Source organism: Caballeronia sp. dw_19, from assembly GCF_018449515.1.
Lineage (GTDB): Bacteria > Pseudomonadota > Gammaproteobacteria > Burkholderiales > Burkholderiaceae > Caballeronia.
Map to the genome: position 1 here is coordinate 154,469 of NZ_JAAVUQ010000009.1, position 21,112 is coordinate 175,580.

17 protein-coding genes are annotated in these 21,112 nt (G+C 60.6%); 14 read left to right on the forward strand and 3 right to left on the reverse strand.

Annotated elements, in window-relative coordinates; genetic code table 11:
• The first annotated feature begins 354 nt into the window (after positions 1-354).
• The 8 genes from HB376_RS15365 to HB376_RS15400 all read left to right on the forward strand — a co-directional run bounded on the left by HB376_RS15365 (position 355) and on the right by HB376_RS15400 (position 8,740).
• The gene (locus tag HB376_RS15365; protein WP_213764519.1) at positions 355-1,389 is read left to right on the forward strand and encodes a methionine ABC transporter ATP-binding protein; all 1,035 of its coding nucleotides are present in this window, start codon (positions 355-357) and stop codon (positions 1,387-1,389) included.
• Positions 1,379-2,032, forward strand: coding sequence for a methionine ABC transporter permease (locus HB376_RS15370; RefSeq protein ID WP_213764520.1), 654 nt, complete (start codon positions 1,379-1,381; stop codon positions 2,030-2,032). The genes HB376_RS15365 and HB376_RS15370 overlap by 11 nt, the downstream gene beginning before the upstream one ends.
• A gap of 43 nt (positions 2,033-2,075) precedes the next feature.
• Positions 2,076-2,870: a MetQ/NlpA family ABC transporter substrate-binding protein gene (locus HB376_RS15375; protein ID WP_213764521.1), complete on the forward strand. Its 795-nt coding sequence runs from the start codon at positions 2,076-2,078 to the stop codon at positions 2,868-2,870.
• A 228-nt stretch (positions 2,871-3,098) separates the two neighbouring features.
• Positions 3,099-4,121, forward strand: coding sequence for an ABC transporter substrate-binding protein (locus tag HB376_RS15380; protein WP_213764522.1), 1,023 nt, complete (start codon positions 3,099-3,101; stop codon positions 4,119-4,121).
• Between the two features lie 56 nt (positions 4,122-4,177).
• Positions 4,178-5,167, forward strand: a complete 990-nt coding sequence (locus tag HB376_RS15385) for a quinone oxidoreductase (protein WP_213764523.1) — start codon at positions 4,178-4,180, stop codon at positions 5,165-5,167.
• A gap of 115 nt (positions 5,168-5,282) precedes the next feature.
• Complete coding sequence (locus tag HB376_RS15390; RefSeq protein ID WP_213764524.1) at positions 5,283-6,575, forward strand: MFS transporter; 1,293 nt, start codon at positions 5,283-5,285, stop codon at positions 6,573-6,575.
• A 142-nt stretch (positions 6,576-6,717) separates the two neighbouring features.
• Positions 6,718-7,395 carry a response regulator transcription factor gene (locus HB376_RS15395; protein WP_213764599.1) on the forward strand — a complete coding sequence of 226 codons (678 nt, stop codon included), beginning with the start codon at positions 6,718-6,720 and terminating at the stop codon, positions 7,393-7,395.
• Positions 7,385-8,740, forward strand: coding sequence for a sensor histidine kinase (locus HB376_RS15400; RefSeq protein WP_213764525.1), 1,356 nt, complete (start codon positions 7,385-7,387; stop codon positions 8,738-8,740). Before HB376_RS15395 ends, HB376_RS15400 begins: the two co-directional genes overlap by 11 nt.
• 1,213 nt (positions 8,741-9,953) lie before the next feature.
• Here HB376_RS15400 and zwf read toward each other — a convergent pair.
• The 3 genes from zwf to HB376_RS15415 form a co-directional block, all read right to left on the reverse strand.
• Entirely contained in the window at positions 9,954-11,429 is a 1,476-nt protein-coding gene (gene zwf, locus HB376_RS15405; RefSeq protein WP_213764526.1) for a glucose-6-phosphate dehydrogenase, read from the reverse strand.
• Positions 11,430-11,671: 242 nt separating this feature from the next.
• A complete protein-coding gene (locus HB376_RS15410; protein ID WP_213764527.1) occupies positions 11,672-13,477 on the reverse strand; it encodes a phosphodiesterase in 1,806 nt (601 codons plus the stop codon).
• 195 nt (positions 13,478-13,672) lie between these two features.
• Complete coding sequence (locus tag HB376_RS15415; RefSeq protein WP_346730502.1) at positions 13,673-13,843, reverse strand: hypothetical protein; 171 nt, start codon at positions 13,841-13,843, stop codon at positions 13,673-13,675.
• A gap of 194 nt (positions 13,844-14,037) precedes the next feature.
• Between HB376_RS15415 and HB376_RS15420 the strand changes: the two genes are divergently transcribed.
• From HB376_RS15420 to HB376_RS15445, 6 genes are all read left to right on the forward strand, one after another.
• Positions 14,038-15,189 (forward strand): acyltransferase, encoded by a 1,152-nt coding sequence (locus tag HB376_RS15420; protein WP_255631364.1) that lies wholly within the window; start codon positions 14,038-14,040, stop codon positions 15,187-15,189.
• Between the two features lie 407 nt (positions 15,190-15,596).
• The gene (locus HB376_RS15425) at positions 15,597-16,694 is read left to right on the forward strand and encodes a BMP family ABC transporter substrate-binding protein (RefSeq protein ID WP_213764529.1); all 1,098 of its coding nucleotides are present in this window, start codon (positions 15,597-15,599) and stop codon (positions 16,692-16,694) included.
• Positions 16,695-16,728: 34 nt separating this feature from the next.
• Positions 16,729-17,844, forward strand: a complete 1,116-nt coding sequence (locus tag HB376_RS15430; RefSeq protein ID WP_213764530.1) for an ABC transporter permease — start codon at positions 16,729-16,731, stop codon at positions 17,842-17,844.
• Entirely contained in the window at positions 17,837-18,763 is a 927-nt protein-coding gene (locus HB376_RS15435; protein WP_213764531.1) for an ABC transporter permease, read from the forward strand. Before HB376_RS15430 ends, HB376_RS15435 begins: the two co-directional genes overlap by 8 nt.
• A gap of 36 nt (positions 18,764-18,799) precedes the next feature.
• Entirely contained in the window at positions 18,800-19,492 is a 693-nt protein-coding gene (locus HB376_RS15440; RefSeq protein ID WP_213764532.1) for an isochorismatase family cysteine hydrolase, read from the forward strand.
• Positions 19,493-19,494: 2 nt separating this feature from the next.
• Positions 19,495-21,105, forward strand: a complete 1,611-nt coding sequence (locus tag HB376_RS15445; RefSeq protein WP_213764533.1) for an ABC transporter ATP-binding protein — start codon at positions 19,495-19,497, stop codon at positions 21,103-21,105.
• The last annotated feature ends 7 nt before the right edge of the window (positions 21,106-21,112 follow it).

The window sequence follows — 21,112 nt, forward strand, 5'->3', positions numbered from 1 at the left end:
GCAGTGGAGCCACGTGCGCATTGTTCGTACGCAAAGCACGGCAGCTTTATCGGGCGATGATCAAATCGGGATTAACCCGCCATCTCGGCGAGCCATTCTATCGAGCGATTTTGCGCGATGGAACCGAGCTTTGCTTGAATCGATATGAGCTTTGCGTATTTCAAGGACGATCAACGCCCCTGACGGCCCCGCCACGCAACGTACATACGGATAAGTAATTAGCCTTGCGCAATAGATTATTAAGCCGCGACGTGGGTTACGTTAAACTTTCGCCTCTCACGAACCAGGGATGAACGGCGGCCGGCTTCCCGAGCGAACTCGCTCAATAGGGAGTCCGCCGCTTTTTTTGTTTACATGATCGAAATACGCAATCTTTCGCAACGCTTCGCGGGCCCACGAGGCTGGATCGAAGCGCTGCATAACGTCAATTTGACGATCCCGCCGGGCGAAGTGTTCGGCATTATCGGGCGCAGCGGCGCCGGTAAAAGTACGCTGGTGCGCACCATCAACCTGCTGACGCGGCCAAGCGAAGGCAGCGTGATCGTGGACGGCCGGGACCTCACCACGCTGCCCGCCGCGCAATTGCGCACGGCGCGCCGTGACATCGGCATGATCTTCCAGCACTTCAATTTGCTGTCGTCGCGCACGGTGTTCGACAACGTCGCGTTGCCGCTCGAACTCGTCGGCATGAAACGCGGCGAGATCGAGGCGACCGTGTTGCCGCTGCTGGAACTCGTCGGGCTGACCACGCAAAAAGATCGTTACCCGGCCCAGATCAGCGGTGGCCAGAAGCAGCGCGTGGGGATCGCCCGGGCGCTTGCCAGCAAGCCCAAAGTGCTGCTCTCCGACGAAGCCACGTCCGCGCTCGATCCTGAAACCACACGCTCAATTCTTGATCTGCTACGCAAGATCAACAAGGAGCTGGGCCTGACGATCGTGCTGATCACGCATCAGATGGACGTGATCAAGCAGGTCTGCGATCGCGTCGCGGTGCTCGACGCCGGCCGCGTGGTAGAGGAGGGCAATGTGGTCGATGTCTTCATGCAGCCGCATCACGAAGTCACGCGCGCGTTGATTGGTGACGTGATCGCGCATGAGTTGCCGCCTGCGTTGAAGCTGCGCGTGGCCGAGCGTTTGAAAACCGGCAGCGGTCATTTGCTGCGGCTCGCATTCACCGGCTCCGGCGTCGACCAGCCGATCCTCTCCGAAACAATTCGCCGCTTCGAACTTGATTTCAACATCCTGCACGGCCAGATCGACGAGATTCAGGGCCAGGCGTTCGGCTCGCTGGCGGTGCTCGCAGCGGGGAAACCGGCGAACGTGGCCGAGGCCATTGCTTATCTGCGTGAGCAAGGTGTAGTGGTAGAGGAGATGTCCCATGTTGAGTGAAATGTTCGATATGTTCGTCCAGTCGTTCTGGGAAACACTCGTGATGGTGGGCATTTCCGGGCTGGTCGGCGCGGCCTTGGGGCTGCCGTTGGGCGTGCTGCTGTATCTCACCGACCGCGACGGCGTGCTGCGCAATCTCGCAGTGAACCGGATCATGGGCGGCGTCGTGAACGCGGTGCGTTCGACACCGTTTATCATTCTGCTCGTCGCAGTGATCCCGTTCACGCGGCTGGTGGTGGGCTCGTCGATCGGGACGATGGCCGCGGTTGTACCGCTGACTATCGCGGCCGCGCCGTTCATCGCGCGGCTGGTCGAAACTGCCCTGCGCGAGGTCGATCGCGGCTTGATTGAAGCAGCGCAGGCCATGGGCGCGACCACGAGCCAGATCGTATTCAAGGTGTTGCTGCCGGAGTCCTTGCCGGGGGTGGTGGCTGGTTTGACGATTACGTTCGTGTCACTGGTCGGGTATTCGGCCATGGCCGGTGCAATCGGCGGCGGTGGTCTGGGCGACCTGGGCATTCGCTACGGGTATCAGCGGTTCTTGCCGGAAGTGATGCTGACGGTGGTGGTGATCCTGATCGTCTTCGTGCAGCTTGTGCAGTCGCTCGGTGACTGGCTCGTGCGTCGTCTTAGCCACAAATGATCAGCCACAAATAATTTTTCATATAAAGCTCATAGGATAGTTCATGCAACGTCGATTCATTCTCAAACTGGCTGCTGTTTTCAGCGCAACGGTTTTGCTCGCCAACGTCGCACAAGCCGACGAAACCATCAAGGTGGGCGTGACCGGTGGTCCGCATGCGCAGGTCATGGAAATCGTGAAGCAGGTAGCTGCGAAGAACGGACTGAACATCAAGATTGTCGAGTTCGCCGATTACGTCCAGCCGAATGCGGCGCTGGCTTCGGGCGATCTCGACGCGAACAGCTATCAGCACGCGCCGTATCTCGACGCGCAGGTGAAAGACCGCGGCTACAAGCTGATCAAGATCGCCGATACCGTCACGTTCCCCATGGGCATCTATTCGAAGAAGTTCAAGACGCTGGCCGAGTTGCCGGTGGGCGCGCGCATTGCCGTGCCGAACGATCCGACCAACGGTGGCCGGGCGCTGTTGCTGCTGCAAAAGAACGGCTTGCTGAAGTTGCGCGCCGATGCAGGCCTGAAAGCAACGCCGCTCGATATTATCGATAACCCGAGAAAGCTGAAGATCGTCGAACTCGACGCCGCGCAAATCCCGCGCTCGCTCGCGGATGTGGACGCCGCCGCGATCAACACGAACTTCGCGATGGAAGCCGGATTGAAGCCGAAGCAGGACGCGATCGCGATTGAAGATCCGAACGGCCCGTACTCGAACATCATCGCGATTCGCGCCGTGGACAAGGACAAGCCGTGGGTGGCGAAACTCGTGGCCGCTTATCACTCGCCAGAAGTGAAGCAGTTTATTGAAGCGAAGTACGCGGGCGCGGTGATCGCCGCCTGGTAAGCCCGGATTCAGGCAAGACGCCGTAACAAAGTCTGGACATAAAACGCGCTCTCTCCCTCACGGGTTTGAGCGCGTAGTCGTTTAAAACCCGGCCAATTCCACCCGCCAAGGGTAAACGCCGATATTTTTCCACCCTGGCAGAAAGCAGGCAGAAGGCTTTGCCTTCTTATACTTGCGCACATTAGAACAAGATGCCGGTTTGCCAGGGATAGAAGGAGACGTTTCTCGATGCAGTTTTCGCCCCGCCTTTTCACGCTCGCTTGCACGCTGGCCGCGCTGATGTGCGCCGCGCCGCCCGCGCAGGCAGAAAAGCTGACGCTGATGGCGGGAGGCACCTCCAAAATCGTCTATCTGCCCTTGATCCTTGCGTCGCAACTTGGTTATTTCAAGGATGAAGGACTCGAATTCGAGATCCTGTCCCAGCCGGCCGGCGTCGATACCGCGACGGAACTGCTCGCCGGCGCGATCCAGGGAGCGGTCGGTTTCTACGATCACACCATCGACCTGCAGAGCCGCGGCAAGGACGTTGAAGCGCTCATGGTATTCAGCAAGAGCGCGGGGCTGGTCGAGTTGGTCTCGAAGAAATCCGCGGCGGGTTTCAACACCATGGCTGACGCGAAAGGCAAGACGCTGGGCGTGACGGGGCTGGGATCGTCTACCAACTTCCTGACTCATTATCTTGCCGCGCGCGCGGGGTTGTCGCCGAAGGAATACTCGATATTGCCGGTGGGTTCCGACGACAGTTTTATCTCCGCGTTGAATCAGGGCGGTATCGACGCGGGCATGATCGAGGAGCCGGTCGCGAGCCGGCTGCTGGCCAGCGGCGATGCGAAAGTGCTGGTGGACATGCGCAGTGCCGCGGGCACGGTGGCGGCATTGGGTGGCCCGTATGCCGGCCCGTGTTTCTATGCTCAGCGAAGCTGGGTCAACTCGCACCACGATGAAGCGCAGAAGCTCGTGCGCGCAATGGTGCGCTCGCTGGCGTTCATTACGAGCCATAGCGCCGAAGAGATAACGGCCAAGGTGCCCAGCGATTTTTATGGACCGGGCCCAGGCAAGGCGCTTTATATCAGCGCCCTGAAGTCCTCCCTGCCGATGTTTACGAAGGATGGGCGGATGCCGGACGGTACGCCTGCGGCCGTGCTGAAGGTGCTCACGCTGGCCAACTCGTCGATTGATCCGCGCCATATCGATCTGTCGAGGACCTACACGAACGAGTTCGTGGATCGCGTGCAGCTTGGCGCCAAGTAACGTCGAAACAATAACGTGGAACCGGCGACTCATTTCCCTCTATTCGAAGCGATGCCATGAAAGCGATACGCATAGAACAGTACGGCGGCCCCGAAGTCCTGATTCGTCAGGATATCGAAGTTCCTGAACCGGGGCATGGCGAGGTGCTGGTCAAGGTCAGATGCGCCGGTATCAACTTCATGGATATCCACACGCGCCAGGGGAAATACAAGGCGTCGCGGACGTACCCCGTGAGAATTCCGTGCACGCTTGGCATGGAAGGTTCCGGCGACGTGGTTAAAACCGGCCCGGGCGTGACGTCGTTCGAACTGGGAGAGCGAGTCGCGTGGTGTATTTCGTGGGGCGCTTACGCCGATTATGCCGTCGTACCAGCAGCACGGCTCGCGCGAATTCCCGATTGGATTCCCTTTGACCTCGCCGCCGCCGCTATCTTCCAGGGATCGACTGCTCATTACCTGATCGACGATGTCGGCCATGTGAGCGCCGGCACCACGTGCCTGATCCATGCGGCGTCCGGCGGTATCGGCCAGTTGCTGGTGCAGTTTGCCAAGCGTCGCGGCGCGACGGTGTTTGCCACCACCAGCAGCGAGCAGAAGGCGGATGTCGCGCGCAAGCTCGGTGCGGATCACGTGATGCTTTACGACGATGGCCGCTTTGCTGATCGTGTGCGGGAAGCGACCGGCGGCCGGGGCGTGGATGTGGTGTATGACGCAGTCGGCCGCACGACGCTGCGCGACAGTTTCCGCGCGACGCGCGTGCGTGGACTGGTTGTCAATTATGGATCGGTGTCGGGTTCGTTGAACGACCTCGATCCCATCGAACTGGGCGAAAGCGGCTCATTGTTCCTGACGCGTCCGCGGCTGGCCGATCATCTCGCCGACGCGCAAACCGTGCAGCGCCGCGCCGACGACGTGTTCGCCGCGCTGGCCGATGGCTCGCTCAGCATCTCCATCAGCGCCCGCTATACGTTCGATCAGGTTGAAGAGGCGCATGCCGAGCTGGAGGCACGGCGCCAGGTGGGCAAGTCGGTATTGATGATTGGATAGGCATCACCAATGCGTCCGTCGCACTCGCGCCGGTCGTGGTTAATTGTTATCGAATGCAGTGATTGTTGTCGCCATCGTGCGCCGGCACGCCGCATCCTTTGAGAAGGTCAAGTTCATGTCCTCACACGCTACGTCTGCCAACGACTCGAAATTCAAATCGGTATTTCGGGTCGTCAGCGGCAACTTCCTCGAAATGTACGACTTCATGGTCTACGGCTATTACGCCTCGGCCATTGCCAAGACCTACTTCCCGAGCGGTAACGAATTTGCGTCGCTGATGCTCGCGCTGTCCGTGTTCGGCGCGGGCTTCCTGATGCGGCCAATTGGTGCAATTGTGCTCGGTGCGTATATCGATCATCACGGCCGGCGCAAGGGCCTGATCCTCACGCTGGCCATGATGGCAGCCGGCACCTTGTTGGTCGCGGTGATTCCGGGGTACGCGACCATTGGCGTGCTGGCGCCGATCATCGTGTTGCTCGGGCGTCTGTTGCAAGGCTTCTCGGCTGGCGTGGAACTCGGCGGCGTGTCGGTGTATCTCTCCGAGATCGCGACCAAGGGCAACAAGGGCTTCTACTGCTCATGGCAGTCGGGCAGCCAGCAGGTGGCCGTGGTGTTCGCTGCTTTGATCGGTGTGGGCATGAGCCGCATCCTGCCTCCCGACCAGATGACTTCGTGGGGATGGCGCGTGCCGTTCATCATCGGCTGCCTGATCGTGCCGTTCCTGTTCATCATTCGCCGTTCGTTGCAGGAAACCGAAGAATTCCTTGCACGCAAACATCGTCCGCAGATGGGCGAGATCATGAAGTCGATGCTCTCGAACTGGGGCATTGTGCTCGCCGGCATGGGCATGGTCATCATGACCACGGTGTCGTTCTACATGATCACGGCTTATACGCCGACCTTCGGCAAGGAAGTGCTCAAGCTTTCTTCTATCGATGCGTTGGTGGTGACGGTGTTCGTGGGCTTGTCGAACCTAGTTTGGCTGCCGCTCTCGGGTGCGTTGTCTGATCGTGTGGGACGCCGCCCGGTGCTGCTGTTCTTCACTGTCCTGACCATCCTCACGTCGTATCCGGCGGTGCAGTGGCTGGTCGCCGATCCATCGTTCCTGCGCCTGCTCGGCGTGGAGTTGTGGCTTTCATTCCTGTACGGCAGCTATAACGGCGCGATGGTCGTGGCGCTCACCGAAGTCATGCCGGTCGAAGTACGGACGACGGGTTTTTCGCTGGCGTATAGCCTGGCGACGACTATCGGCGGGTTCACGCCCGCTATCTCCACGTACCTGATTCACGTAACCGGCAACAAGGCGGCGCCGGGCGCGTGGATGGCCGTTGCCGCAGTCTGCGGATTGATCGCGACGCTGGTGCTGTATCGATCCACGGAAGCCCGCAGTCAGTACAAGACCGCTTGACGGGCAGCGCACGACGCCATGACCACGCCCCGAGCGAGATACACTTCGCCTGAGGGCCGTGGACCGGCATGGCGTGAGGCTCATTCGAATCACGCCTATGCCGGGTCGACGGACAATGCCCACGCATAACGCGGTGAACGTGATGAAGCTACTGCTGGTCGAGGACAATGAGCAACTGGCTCACTGGCTCGCTAAGATTCTGGAAGACGATGGTTTTGTGCTCGATCGCGTCAGCGACGGCGACGCGGCCGACCGGTTCCTGCGCACCACGCGCTACGACGTCGTGCTGCTCGATCTCAACTTGCCTAACCTGTCGGGCAAGGGCGTGTTGCGGCGGCTGAGAGAACGGGGCGACCACACGCCGGTGCTGATCCTGACCGCCAGTGGTTCCGTGGATGAAAAGGTGATTTGCCTGAGCGCCGGTGCGGACGACTATGTCGTCAAGCCATTCGATGCGCGCGAGCTGGTCGCACGGGTCAAGGTACTGGTGCGGCGGCAGTTGCCTTCGCGTTCCAACAGCACGCGCTGCGGCGATCTTTCCTACGATATCGACCGGCGGCAGTTCTCGGTAGCGGGCGAAGTGCTGAGCCTGACACCGAGAGAGCATGCCGTGCTCGAGACCTTGATCCTCAAGGCCAAGAAAACTGTCTCCAAGCCGATGCTGGCCGATTCCCTCGGCAGTTCGACTACCCACACGAGCGAAGACGCCATCGAGATATACGTCTCCCGGCTGCGCAAGAAGCTCGAGAAAAGTACCGCCACCATCATTACGCTCCGAGGCCTGGGTTATCTGTTGCAAGCCAGCAGCGATGACGAATAGCCTGCGCCTGCGGCTTCTGCTGTGGTTGCTGCTGCCGCTGACGGTCTATGTGCTCGCCGCGGGTTACATGGCCCGTGAAGGCGCTCAGAAAACCGCGAGCCTGATCCAGGACAATGCGTTGCTCGCGTCTGCGCGCGTGATGGCCGGCGACGTCAAGTGGGACGACAGTTTCCTGCACGCCGACATCTCGCCGAGCGCTATTGAAATCCTGAGTTCGCCCTATGGCGACCGGGTGTTTTTTCGTATCCGCGTGATTGACGGACCGGCGATTGCGGGCACGTCGGATCTTGAGCAGGTCGAGCCGCCGAGTTCCCCCGGCTGGTACGACACCGAGATCGACGGTCAACCGGTGCGGGCAGTTTCCATCATCCGGCCGATGTACGACTCTGGCGAGAGCAAGCGCATCCTTGTTTCGGTGGGCCGTACGGAACTGGAGCGCGATGCATTGGCGACCGAGCTATGGCGACCGCAACTGCAGCATTTCGCGGAGATCATTGCGATTGCAATTGTGCTGGTGTGCGTCGGCCTGACGTTCGAGTTGCGGCATTTAATGGCGCTGACTAACGACGTGCGCGACCGGGCGCCGAACGAACTCGTGCCGTTGCGCTCGGAGCATCTTCAGAGCGAGTTGCGGCCTATTGTGGATGCGATCAATCAGTGCATTGCGAGGATCGAGCGGCAGACCGCCATGCAGCGCCGTTTCATTGCGCATGCCGCGCATCAGTTGAGAACGCCGCTGACGTTGCTCGGTGCGCAACTGCAATATGCCCGACGCCATGACGATCTCGCCACCGTCAAAGAGACCTTGTCGGCCATGCACAAGAGCAATGGGGCGTTGGTGTCGCTGACGAATCAGTTGCTGTTGCTCGCGCAAGCCGAGACCGCTGATTACAGCCATTTCGAGGGCGAGCGTGTCGATTTGCGCGAAGTCGCGACAACCGTGATTGAAGAGCTGGCGCTGCTGGCGCAACGTCGGGGGATCGAGCTGGCCGCGCAGCTTGCCGACGACGCGATCGTATTAGGGAACGCGCGTTTATTGTCGGTGCTGGTGTTCAACCTGGTCGACAATGCTATTCGATACACCCCCGCGTCAGGTCACGTGACGTTGCTGATCGAGCGGCGCGAGAAGACGATTGTGCTTGCCGTCACTGACGACGGTCCTGGCATTCCCGCCGATGTCCGCGATCGCGTGTTCGAGCCGTTCTTCAGGGCATCGGGGGAGGAGGGCAGCGGGCTAGGTCTTGCAATAGTGCGTGAGATCGTGCGGGCGCACCGGGCGAGCATCAGGCTTGATGACGGCTCGGGTGGGAAGGGTCTTGCGGCCGAGGTCCGGTTTTCGCTTTAGGGGCGTTCGCACTCGGGGGAGTTGGGGTGGCGGCGGGGAGGTTTTGGGGTTCGTGGTCCGGGGTCAGTGCCGGGTTGGTCGGTTCTGGGGTTAGCGGTCGGGGTTAGTGCTGGGTTGCTAGGTTCCAGGGTTAGCGGTCTGAGTCTATGCCGGGTTGCTGCTTTCAGTGTTAGTGGTCTGCGAGAGTCGGATTTTCTCTTTATCACTATTAGCCACTGTGCGTGGCGGCACGTCATTTCTTTGTCCAAAGCGACAAAGAAACGAAGCAAAGAAAGCGCTTTTAAACCACGCTACCCTAAGTGTCCACAGCGTGCAGTTTTGATTCATGGGTGCCCCAAAAGCACGGTGCTCGCCAGAGCGGAGGATGTGTGAACCCCTCTTTCTCCGAACACCGATACCCACACGCTTCGCCACCAGTGATTGAACCTGCCCAAGGGGCACCCTGCGCTATCCGCGGACAACCGGGCACCAATTTGTATGTATAACGAACTATCTCGCCAACCTACGTTGAAACGAGGCCGCAGGATGCGTGAGGCCGTAACCGACGAATTCCATGCAATCGACCAGCCGACTCGCCAAAGGTTGAAGCGGTAAATAGACATCAGGCTGTGATTGGCGAAGCTGGCCACGGGGGCCTTCCAGCGCAAGCCACTCACCGAACCTACCAAGAAACGAAGCCTTAAATGCGGGTGGGGCCGAGCGGGTTGTCGGGTGAATGGTGCTTGCCCGAGAGCGAAATTAGACCACTACACCCGCAGCGCAAGCCACTTACCGAACCTACCAAGAAACGAAGCCTTAAATGCGGGTGGGGCCGAGCGGGTTGCCGGGCGAATGGTGCTTGCCCGAGAGCGTACGGGGCGAAGCGTGTTCGTGTCAGGATTCGCGAGAAGGAGGGTTTCACACATCCGTCGCTCTGGCGAGCACCGTGCTTTTGGGGCACCTATGAATGAAAACTGCACGCTGTGGACACTTAGGGTAGAGCGGTTAAAGCGCTTTCTTTGCTTCGTTTCTTTGTCGCTTTGGACAAAGAAATGACGTGCCGCCACGCACAGTGGCTAATAGTGATAAAGAGAAAATCCGACTCTCGCAGACCACTAACACTGAAAGCACCAACCCGGCATTGACCCCGACCACTAACCCCAGAACCGACCAACCCGCAACCCAGCATCGCCCCCAAAAACCCCACCCCCCGAGTGCGAACGAAAACCCCCTTTTAGGCCTCTTCAGCCCAGGCCATGTTCTCCCGCGCCATCAGCGCCGAAGAGGCGGCCGGGCCGAACGTGCCGGCCGTGTAGGTGCGCGGCCGGTCGTTCAGTTCCTTCCAGCCGTCGAGGATCGGCTCCACCCACGCCCACGCCGCTTCGAGTTCATCGCGGCGCATGAAATGCGTCAGGCGGCCGCGCATCACATCGATCAACAGCCGCTCGTACGCTTCCGCGCGACGCTCGGTGAAGGCCTGCTGCAAATCCAGATTCAGATTCACCGGCAGCATATGCATGCCGCTACCAGGCTCCTTCGCGAGCATCTGCAACTGGATGGATTCCTCCGGTTGCAACTGGATGATCAGCCGGTTGCCATAGTTGCGCGGCCCGCTGGGAATGATCGAGAACGGCAGGTCGGCGAAGTCGATCACGATCTCCGATTGCTTCTTCTGCAAGCGCTTGCCCGTACGCAGGAAGAACGGCACATTCGCCCAGCGCCAGTTGTTGATATGCGCGCGAATGGCGACGAAGGTCTCGGCACGGCTCTCCACCGGCACGTTGTCCTCTTCCATGTAACCCTTGACCGGCTCGCCGCCAATCGCGCCCGGACTGTACTGGCCACGCACGGTATCGCGGGCAATATCGGAGACGGTCATCTTGCGCAGCGAACGCAGCACCTTGAGCTTTTCATCGCGCACGGCATCGGGATCGAGCGACACAGGCGGCTCCATGGCCACGATGCACAGCAGTTGCAGCAAGTGGTTCTGCACCATGTCGCGCAGCGCGCCGGTCTGGTCGTAGAAGCCTGCACGGCTACCCACGCCCACCGTTTCCGCCACCGTGATCTGCACGCTCTTGATATACGGAGCCTGCCATAGCGGACCGAAGATCGCGTTGCCGAAACGCAGGACCATCAGGTTCTGCACCGTTTCCTTGCCGAGGTAATGATCGATGCGATAAATCTGCGCTTCGGCGAAATGACGGCCGACGGAAGCATTGATCGCTTGCGCCGAGGCAAGATCATGGCCGAGCGGTTTTTCCAGCACGACGCGCGAGTTGCCGTCGACCAAACCGGCGGCCGCGAGGTTGTCGCAGATGGTCGTGAACAGGTCCGGCGACGTCGCGAGATAAAACACGCGGCATACCTCCCTGCGCGCAACTTCCGCCAGCCGCAGATAGTCGCTTGCCGAATCAATGTTGATGCGCACGTAGTCGAAGAGCGCCAGGAAACTGTCCCACGCTTGCGGGTCGAGCGCCTTCTTGTCGACGAACGGTTTCGATTGCTCTTCCACGAATTGCACGTACTGCTCGCGCGACCAGTCACGGCGGCCGATCGCGATAATGCGGGTTTGCACAGGCAGGTTGCCGTGCAAATGCGCCATGTAGAGAGCGGGCAGGAGCTTGCGTGCGGACAGGTCGCCGCCGCCGCCGAAGATGATCATGTCGACAGGAAGATCGGGCGCGGCTGAATGAGTTTGAGTGGTCATGGTGCGTAAGGAATCGCGAGTTTGCTGTCAGAATTGCGCTCCGCGGAGCGGGCCGTGTGCGACGCTAAGTATGTCGTTATACCAGTTACGCTTTAAACAGGCTTGGTTCACGCATGCGAGCGGCCGCTCCGTTCGCGATCATCAGAATACTGGAGAAAAAACGTCCGACCGGTCGGGGAGCGATGCAACGGCGCGCATGTAACTTTAGTGTAAGCATGCAGCGGACGCCGCGTGCGGAATAATCAGACGGACCGGTGATGAGCAAAATCGATCGCGACAATCCCGGTCTTTTCCTTCTTGACGCGACGCTTGGCAACAGCCGCGACTGTGCCTATTTCCTCGCAGATGCGCGCCGTTCCCGCAGCTACCCTGACCGCGCCAATGGACATGGTGACGAAGCCGAAGAACTGCCGGCGCCGGCTCCGGTCTTCGCTGTAGATGCCGCCCGCAAGCCGGTCTTCCGGTGAGTAAAAACGTTTGACCTCTTGATTGAAGTGGTCAATGGCCTGGAGGCTGCGGTTGCGCCAGTCCGCACTTTGAAACAGCATCAGGAAGTCGTCGCCCCCGATATGCCCAAGGAAATCGCTCGCTGGTTCGCAGACCGAGCGTAGCGCCGCAGCGGCCGCCTTGAGCATTTCGTCGCCTTGCCAATAACCATAGCAGTCGTTGAATGGCTTGAAGTCGTCGAGATCGACGTAACACGCCACGAAGTCGACGCCATTGTCGATCAGCCGCTCGACATGCGAATTGATCGGCACGTTGCCGGGAAGAAACGTCAGCGGGTTGGCATAACGTGCCGCTTCCAGCCGGATGTCCGTCACGGCGCGCACCAGCCGCTCCCCGGTGGCGAGCCCTACGTAGCGGCCTGCGTCGGTGATGATGAGACCGTCGGAGAGATAACGCAGGTCGTCGTTGGCAAGCATATGCGCCACTTGCTCCAGCGTGGCGTAACGCTCGACCACCAGCGGCGCCGGATTGGCAAACTGAAGGCAAGGCCGTTTGCCGAACAGCTCGCGATGGTAAGGCAGCGCGTACTGGTCCATGAAGGCGCGGCGATTGATAAGCGCGACCGGCCGGCCGTCGTCGATGATCGCCACCGCGTGCAAGTCCGGCGCTGCGTTGAACAGGTCGACCACGTGATCGTTGCGAGCATCCAGCGGCAACGAAGGCGCGAGAATCAGCATCCGGTCGAGTTCAAATCCGCTCGCGCGTGACTCGCGGTGCGTATGGGTATGCGAGGGATAGACGGTGATCCGGGACGAGCGCAGCAAGTGCAGGATGGGCGCGGGCAATGCCTGACTGGGCAGTGCCGCCGGGCGCCCCAGCAAGAACCCTTGTCCATACGTAATGCCCAGGTCGCGGACGATTCCCAGATCCGCTGGCCGCTCGATGCCCTCTGCAATCAGCTCGGCGCCGCTGGCTCTTGCAAACGCGGCCATTGCTTTGATTGCCTCGAATTTCATCGGGTCGAGTGCGATATTGTCGATGAAAAACCGGTCGATCTTCACGTAACCGGGTGCGAGCCGTACCCAGAGATTCATGTTCGCGTTCGCGCTGCCGTAGTCGTCCAGCGCGAACGCGGCCCCGCTTGCGCGCAATCCGCGAACGGTCGCGTCGAAACGATCAAGGTCGGCAATGACGCTCTGCTCGGTCAGTTCGATCACGACGCGCTCGGGCGCAAGCGCACTGGCGCCGAGCAGATTGGCAATGCCGTCGCCCTCGCCGATGCTTGCTTCGATTACGGCGGCGCTTGCGTTGACGAACAGCAGGCCGCTGCCGTTGAGGCGGGCAAAGGACTCGCAACATACCTGTGCCGCCGCTATCTCCAGCCGGTGTGCCGACCCTTCCTGCTGCGCCTGTGCGAACAAGCCGCGCGGAGTTTCCAGCCAGGTGTCCGCCGGGCCGCGGATGAGCCCTTCATGGCCCGCAATTTCGCCATCGGAAAGATGCACGATAGGCTGAAATACCGCCCACAACGCACGGTCGGCAATCAACGCGTCGACCGTCGATGGCGCGCCGTGTGTGACATGGAGGGTAGAGAATTGCATGGGAATTCCGTTGATCTGACTGACTTAACGGCGCGACAGTGGACGAGTTGAATGAACCTTTGATGACTTGGAGCACCAAGGGGGTGCGGGCTTGCGGGCTGTTCCTTGGGTCTCGACAGCAGATTGCGGTGGGATGCGTCCGCATTTTTGATCAATGTGGCGCGCATCTGCTGATAGGCCGGCTGCGGAGAAAGATCAATACCGAAGACCAGGAGACGTTGTTCCATACGATCCGCAACAAGGCACCATCGACAACCCCGGCGTGAACACCGAAATAATCGTTTCGCACACGGTCCACGTCTTGAACGTCTGCGTCACGGTCATGCCGACGTACTCCAGGTTCCAATATGAAGCTGCCTGAATCACGCTGGCAAAAACTACGCGTGTTCGTGCCGGATTCATCGGCAATAAAGTAAAAAAATATTAGAAAGTAATACGGATCGAATTGGCTATTCAGCCGCCAATTAAACTTTCCTTTACCAAATAATTAATTTGGTAGAGCGTATCAACCGAACATTGGCATCACTCACCCATAACCACCACTTCAAGGTATTTATCGGATGAATGAAACAAGTCCTTTTCGCGGTCGCCATTATCCTCAGTTGGATGCATTGCGCGGCATAGCTGCCCTGATGGTCGTCATTAATCATTTTGTATTGGTCGGCCCGCTCCGGTGGATACCCAGGTCACCGTTGCGCGTGCTGGCGCTCGGCCATGAAGCGGTCATCTTATTCTTCATACTTAGCGGATTTGTCCTGACCCTCCAGTTAATATCGGACCGCCGCATTACGTATCGCGACTATGTGATCAAGCGGATTTGCCGGATCTACCTGCCTTATCTCGTTGTGTTGTTTGCCGCTTTTTCGGCCATTTATCTGATCAATATAGAGCCCGTTAAATGGGCCGGTTCATGGTTCAACCATATATGGACCGGATCATTCTCGGGCGGCGAAATACTGGAGCATTTGTTATTCATCGGACAATATAAAGCCAATCGCGTGCTTCCCGTTATCTGGTCCTTGATCTACGAAATGCGTATCTCATTGATGATGCCGCTGGTCGTATATTGCGTCAGGCGCGTTTCTGCACGCACGTGTCTGGCGGCGGCGCTGGGTATTTCCCTGGTTTCCTTCGCGTTCGCGATGGGGCGAAATACGGACGTGACCAGCAGCCCAAGTTTCAGTGGCGAGTGGGCGATGACGGCGCATTACCTGGGGATGTTCATCGTCGGTGCGACGCTGGCTTTCCACCGCGTGGGCTGGCAACAATGGCTAGCGAAGGGCGATCGAACCATGCTCGTCCTCGCAGCTTCGGTCACGCTCTATTTCCTGTCGCGCTCGATAATGTCGATTACGTCGGGTATCCTGGGCCAGTACATTTTCGACTGGTGTGTCGTGGCGGGTGCTGCGGGTATCACCTGTACGACAATCGTATCCAGGCGCTTCACGTTGGCGCTGGCCAGACGCCCGATCGTATTCCTGGGCACGATCTCCTACAGTCTCTATCTGACCCATACTGTCGTTCTCCTTACAGTAATCCATCTAATGCCTGCTTCGGTTCCGGCATGGCGCTCGATCATGACAGCGGCGTTGCTTGTCATTCCCGTTGCCGCCGTGACTCACTTCGTGGTGGAGCGTCCGTCGATTTATCTGGGGAAATTCCTGACGGGACGAAGTGCGCTCGCGTCCTCGCGAGCGAACCAGGCGTCCTGACCCGAACTGTTCAGGATGGCTTGTGATTCGCGGCGCCTGCAAGCGCCGCTTTTGTGCGCGCACGTTACTCGACGGTGCATCGCGCACCAGCAGCTAAAGCACCGGGCACTCAGCAAGCCAATGCGCCGAGCCCGCGTGATTGGCGCAAAGCCTTGTGCCATGACGCTTGGCGGGGTTGAACGCGAGCGCGCCCTTCTCCTGGCATAGCTCCTGCATTGATGAATTCCATCTTGTATTCAAGACGGAATTCATGTCCAGACTCCCTGATCCATTCAATCCGTCCACGCGTCGCGGCTTTGTTAGCCGCTCTTGCGGCGCGTACGGCATGCCGGCTCTCGGCGCTGGATCGCCTATCTCTACAGTCTTCAGAAAACAGCTCGATAACCGCTAACCAGGAGTCGAATGACATGACTAGCCGCCGCACTTTTATCAAAGACGCGAGCCTGTTGGCGCTCGCGACCATGGCCCCGTTCCGGTCGGCGTTTGCCGCGGGCAACACAACGGTTGGCGTGATCTATGTCGGTGCGCGTGGCGACTATGGCTACAACCAGGCGCAGGCGTCGGCGGCGGCAATCATCAAGAAGCTGCCCAACGTCAAGGTCGTGGAAGAAGAGAACGTGCCCGAGACCATCGCGGTCCAGAAGACCATGGAAGCGATGATCGAACAGGACGGCGCGACGCTCGTTTTCGCGACCTCGTTCGGTTACTTCGATCCGCATGTGCTCAAGATGGCCGCCAAGTATCCGAACGTCCGGTTCGCGCATTGCGGCGGCTTATGGAAGCAAGGCAATCCGCCGAACATTGCGAGCTACTTTGGTTATATCGATGAATGCCAGTACTTGAATGGCGTGGTGGCCGGGCACATGAGCAAGAGCAAGAAGCTCGGCTTTGTCGCGGCCAAGCCGATTCCGCAAGTGCTGCGCAATATCAACTCGTTCACGCTCGGCGCGCAGTCCGTCGATCCGGCCATCACCACGCAGGTTATTTTCACCGGCGACTGGTCGATGCCCGTGAAGGAAGCGGAAGCGACCAACAGTCTCGTCGATCAGGGTTGCGACGTCATCACCTGCCACGTCGATGGTCCGAAGGTCGTGGTGGAAACGGCGGAGAAGCGCGGCGTGATGAGTTGCGGTTATCACGCGAGCCAGGCGGCGCTTGCACCCAAGGGTTATCTCACCGGCGCCGAGTGGGATTGGGCGACACCGTACAAGGCGCTCGTCGCCGATGCACAGGCCGGCAAGCCTCAGCCTAACGTGCTGCGCGGCGGTCTCAAGGAGGGTTTCGTCAAGATGTCGCCGTACGGCGCGAAGGTCACGCCCGACGCGAGGACGGCCGCTGACGCGATCAAGGGCAGCATGATGGCGGGCGACTTCGTGATCTTCAAGGGGCCGATGAAGGACAACAAGGGTGGCGTTGCGATCGCCTCCGGAACGAGCCACGTACAGACCGACTACACGCTGGAGAGCATGAACTATCTCGTGGCGGGCGTGGCCGGCCAGATCTGATGATTAGTCATGCTGACCTCCTGAAGGAGCCGTGATGCGTCCCCATGCCCAGACTGCCCGCGTTCTGCTCGCCTTGTTGCCGGCGATCCCGACGGTGCTCGCGCTTGTCGGAACCCTGGTGCTGTTTTCGTTATTCCTGCTGGTGCAGGGCCAGCCGGTCCTCGATGCCGTCGGCCTGATTTTCCAGGGCGCGTTCGGTTCGTCGTTCGCCTGGCAAAGCACCTTGTTGCGCGCTTCACCGTTGATGCTGACCGCGCTGTGCGTCGCGTTGCCTGCACAGGTCGGGTTGATCGTGATCGGCGGTGAGGGCGCGCTGGCGCTCGGCGGCATGTGCGCGGCCATCGTCCCGGAGATGCTCCCGGCCAGTACGCCATGGCTGATTGCCACGCCGTTGATGGCGCTCGCGGGCATGCTGGCGGGCGCGATCTGGATTGGCGCGGTCGGCGCGCTAAGGCAATGGCGCGGCGTGAATGAAACCATCAGCAGCCTGTTGATGGCTTACATCGCCATTGCGCTGTTCAAGCATCTGGTCGAAGGGCCGTTGCGCGACCCGGCAAGTCTCAACAAGCCCTCCACGCTCCCCGTGCCCCCTTCCATGATGATTGGGTCGCTCCCGGGCCTGGAGGTCCACTGGGGCCTCCTGTGGGGCGTTCTTGCGTGCATCGGCGCGTGGGTCTTCGTCAAGTACAGCACCAAGGGCTTTGCGATGCGCGTGGTCGGCGGCAGCAATCGCGCGGCGCGGCTGGTCGGCTTGCCGGTGAACCTGCTCGCGCTGGCCGCCTGCGCGCTCGGCGGTGCGGCGGCGGGTCTTGCCGGCATGTTCGAAGTCGCAGCGGTGCAGGGCAGCGCCAACGCATCGCTGCTCGCCGGTTACGGATACGCGGGCATTCTCGTCGCCTTCGCCGCCCGCCAGAATCCGCTCGCGATCATTGTGTGCGCGTTGATGATCGGCGGGATCGAAGCGAGCGGCAGTCTGCTGCAACGCCGGCTCGATCTTCCCGACGCCACCACGCTCGTGCTGCAAGGCTTGCTGTTCGCGAACCTGCTCGCATGGGAAGCGCTGGGCGGGAGGATCGCCGCGTGGCGAGTGCAACTGCAAGCCGCCGCACTCGCCGACATCAACTTGCCGATGGAGCAGACCCATGCCTGACGCACATTCGCCCTTCGTGATCCTGCTGCTGTCCCTCTTCGCCGGCGCGATCCGCGTCAGCACGCCGTATTTGTTCGTGAGCCTGGGCGAATGCCTGACCGAGAAGGGCGGGCGCGTGAATCTCGGGCTTGAGGGTATTCTCGTGTCGGGCGCGATGAGCGGTTATGCCGCCTCTTTCCTGACCGGCTCGCCGTGGGCCGGGGTGCTCGCGGCCGGGCTGGTCGGCTTGCTGCTCGGATGCCTGCACGGGCTTGTCTGTTCGCTGCCCCGGGTGTCGGACATCGCGTTCGGCATCGCGCTCATGTTGCTTGGAACGGGGCTCGCGTTTTATCTGGGCAAGCCGTTTATCGAACCGCAGGCGCCGGGTCTTCAATCATTCGATCTCGGCACATGGACGAGTTCTCCGCAATTGCACAACGCGCTGCATATCAACCCGCTGTTCGTGATCGGCGTGGTGCTGGCGTTCGTATTGCAGTGGGGGCTGCGCACGACGCGCTGGGGCATGACCTTGCGTCTGGTCGGCGATCACGCCGAGACGGCCCGTGCGATGGGTTATCCGCTCACGCGGATTCGCATAATCGCAACCTCAGTGGGCGGATTTTTTGCGGGGATCGGCGGGGCATATTTGTCGCTGGTTTATCCGGGAAGCTGGAACGAAGGGCTTTCCAGCGGGCAAGGGTTGATGGCCGTCGCGCTCGTTATTTTTGCGCGCTGGCAACCGTTGCGATGCCTGTGGGCCGCGCTGCTTTTCGGCGCAGCGGGGGCGCTCGGGCCAGCGTTGCAGTCGATTGGCGTGACGAGCGGTTATTACCTGTATAACGCCGCGCCCTACGTGCTCACGCTCGCCATCATGATCATCAATTGCCGTCCGGACCGCACGCTTGCCGGCGCACCGGGCGAGCTGAGTCTTACACGCTGAACGACCTGCTTACCCATTTTCAAGGCGGCCATGACCATGAACCGATTCATTAATGCCTCTCCGTACCCCTGGCCCTTCGATGGCAACCTGCGCCCGAATAACACGGCGCTTGTCGTGATCGACATGCAGACGGATTTCTGCGGCCACGGTGGGTACGTCGACAAGATGGGATATGACCTGTCACTGACCCGCGCGCCGATCGAGCCGATCAAGCGCGTGATGGCCATGATGCGCGAGCAGGGCTTCACGATCATTCATACGCGCGAAGGGCATCGGCCGGATTTGTCGGACCTGCCGGCGAACAAGCGCTGGCGCAGTCGCCGCGCGGGCACCGAAGGCGTGGGCATTGGCGACGACGGCCCGTGCGGCCGCATCCTCGTGCGTGGCGAGCCGGGCTGGGAAATCATCAGTGAACTGGCGCCGCTGCGGGGCGAAATTATCATCGATAAACCCGGCAAGGGCTCGTTCTGTGCGACCGATCTCGAGTTGATCCTGCGCACGCGCGGTATCGTGAACCTGGTGTTGACAGGGATCACCACGGACGTCTGCGTCCATACCACCATGCGCGAAGCGAACGACCGCGGTTTCGAATGCACCGTTCTCGCGGACTGCTGTGGTGCGACCGACCCCGCCAACCATCAGGCGGCGCTGCACATGATCACGATGCAAGGCGGCGTGTTCGGCGCGGTATCCGATTCGAACGCACTCCTGACCATTCTTGGTGGCTGATCATGTCGACTCCTTTGCATGCGTTAGGGGTGGAAGTGCACAACGCCGGCAAGTCGTTCGGTGCATTTCGTGCGCTGGATAACGTGTCCATCAAGGTCCGGCCGGGCACGGTTCACGCGCTGCTCGGTGAAAACGGTGCGGGCAAAAGTACCCTCGTGAAAGGGCTGGTGGGTTACGGCCTGCTCGACGAAGGCCAGATTTCAGCCGATGGCCGTGAGGTTCACATCGCTTCCCCGCGCGATGCGCAAGCGCTGGGTATCGGCATGGTGTACCAGCATTTCACGCTGGCCTCGGGGCTGTCGGTGGAGGAGAACCTGCTGCTGGCACGCGGGAGCCTGCCCTGGAAAATAGACTGGACCGCGGAACGCGAAGCGCTCGATGCGTTCATGCAGCGCATGCCGTTTCGCCTGCCGCTCGACGCGCCGGTATCTGGCCTTGCCGCCGGAGAAAAGCAGAAGCTCGAAATTCTCAAGCAGTTGTATCTCCGGCAGCGTTTCCTGATTCTCGATGAACCCACTTCCGTGCTGACGCCGCAAGAGGCGGATGAAGTGCTCGGCCTGATGCGCGACCTGACGATGCGCGGCGAGCTGACCGTGCTGATGATCACGCACAAGTTCCGCGAAGTGATGGCGTATGCCGACGACGTGACCGTGCTGCGCAAGGGCAGGCAGGTCGGGACGAGCGCGGTATCGGCGACCAGCCGCGACGCGCTCGCTGGTTTGATGATGGGCGCCGCCGAGACGCGCGACACCGCGGTCATGGACGCGGTCAATGCCGAGCGGGTCGCGCGCAAGCCGGTGGACCCCGCAGCGCGAATACGCCTTGCCATGCGTGACATTTCTATCGACGATGACCGGGGCCATGCCGCGGTCAGACGCGCGTCGCTCGAGGTTCGATCGGGCGAAATACTCGGGATCGCGGGGGTATCGGGCAACGGTCAGAAAGAGATGGTCGAGGCGTTGGTCGGGCAACGCCGCGTGAAGACGGGTGAGATGGAGATAGCCGGTGACGCGTACCACGCCACGCGCGAGGAAATGACGCGCCGCCGTGTGTTCGCCATCCCTGAAGAGCCGCTTAAAAACGCGTGCGTGGCGAACATGAGCGTCGCGCAAAACCTGGCTCTCCGGGACTTCGATCGCACGCCATTGCGTCGCGGCGGCTGGCGTCTCGACCGGCGCGCGATGCGGGATCGCGCCGCGCTTCTCATCGACGATTTCAACGTCCGCCCGCCGTTGCCCGAACGCGCTATCGGCACGCTGTCGGGCGGCAATGTCCAGCGCGCGGTGCTCGCTCGCGAGCTGGGTCAGCCGGTCGATGTGCTGATCGTGGCGAACCCGGTGTTCGGTCTCGACTTCGCATCGGTGGCGGACATTCACGCACGCATCATGGCGGCGCGCGATGCCGGCGCGGCGGTCCTGCTCGTGAGCGAAGACCTCGACGAATTGCTGGAACTGGCGGACCGGATTGTCGTGATCGCGGAGGGGGAACTCGTGTATGAGACGCCTGCGGCGAGTGCCGAACGCGCGACGCTCGGCCACTACATGGCGGGGCATGGCGACTCGACGGCCCAGGTTGCTCCGGTTGCCGAAGCGTTGAAGGAGGTCATCGAATGAGACTAAA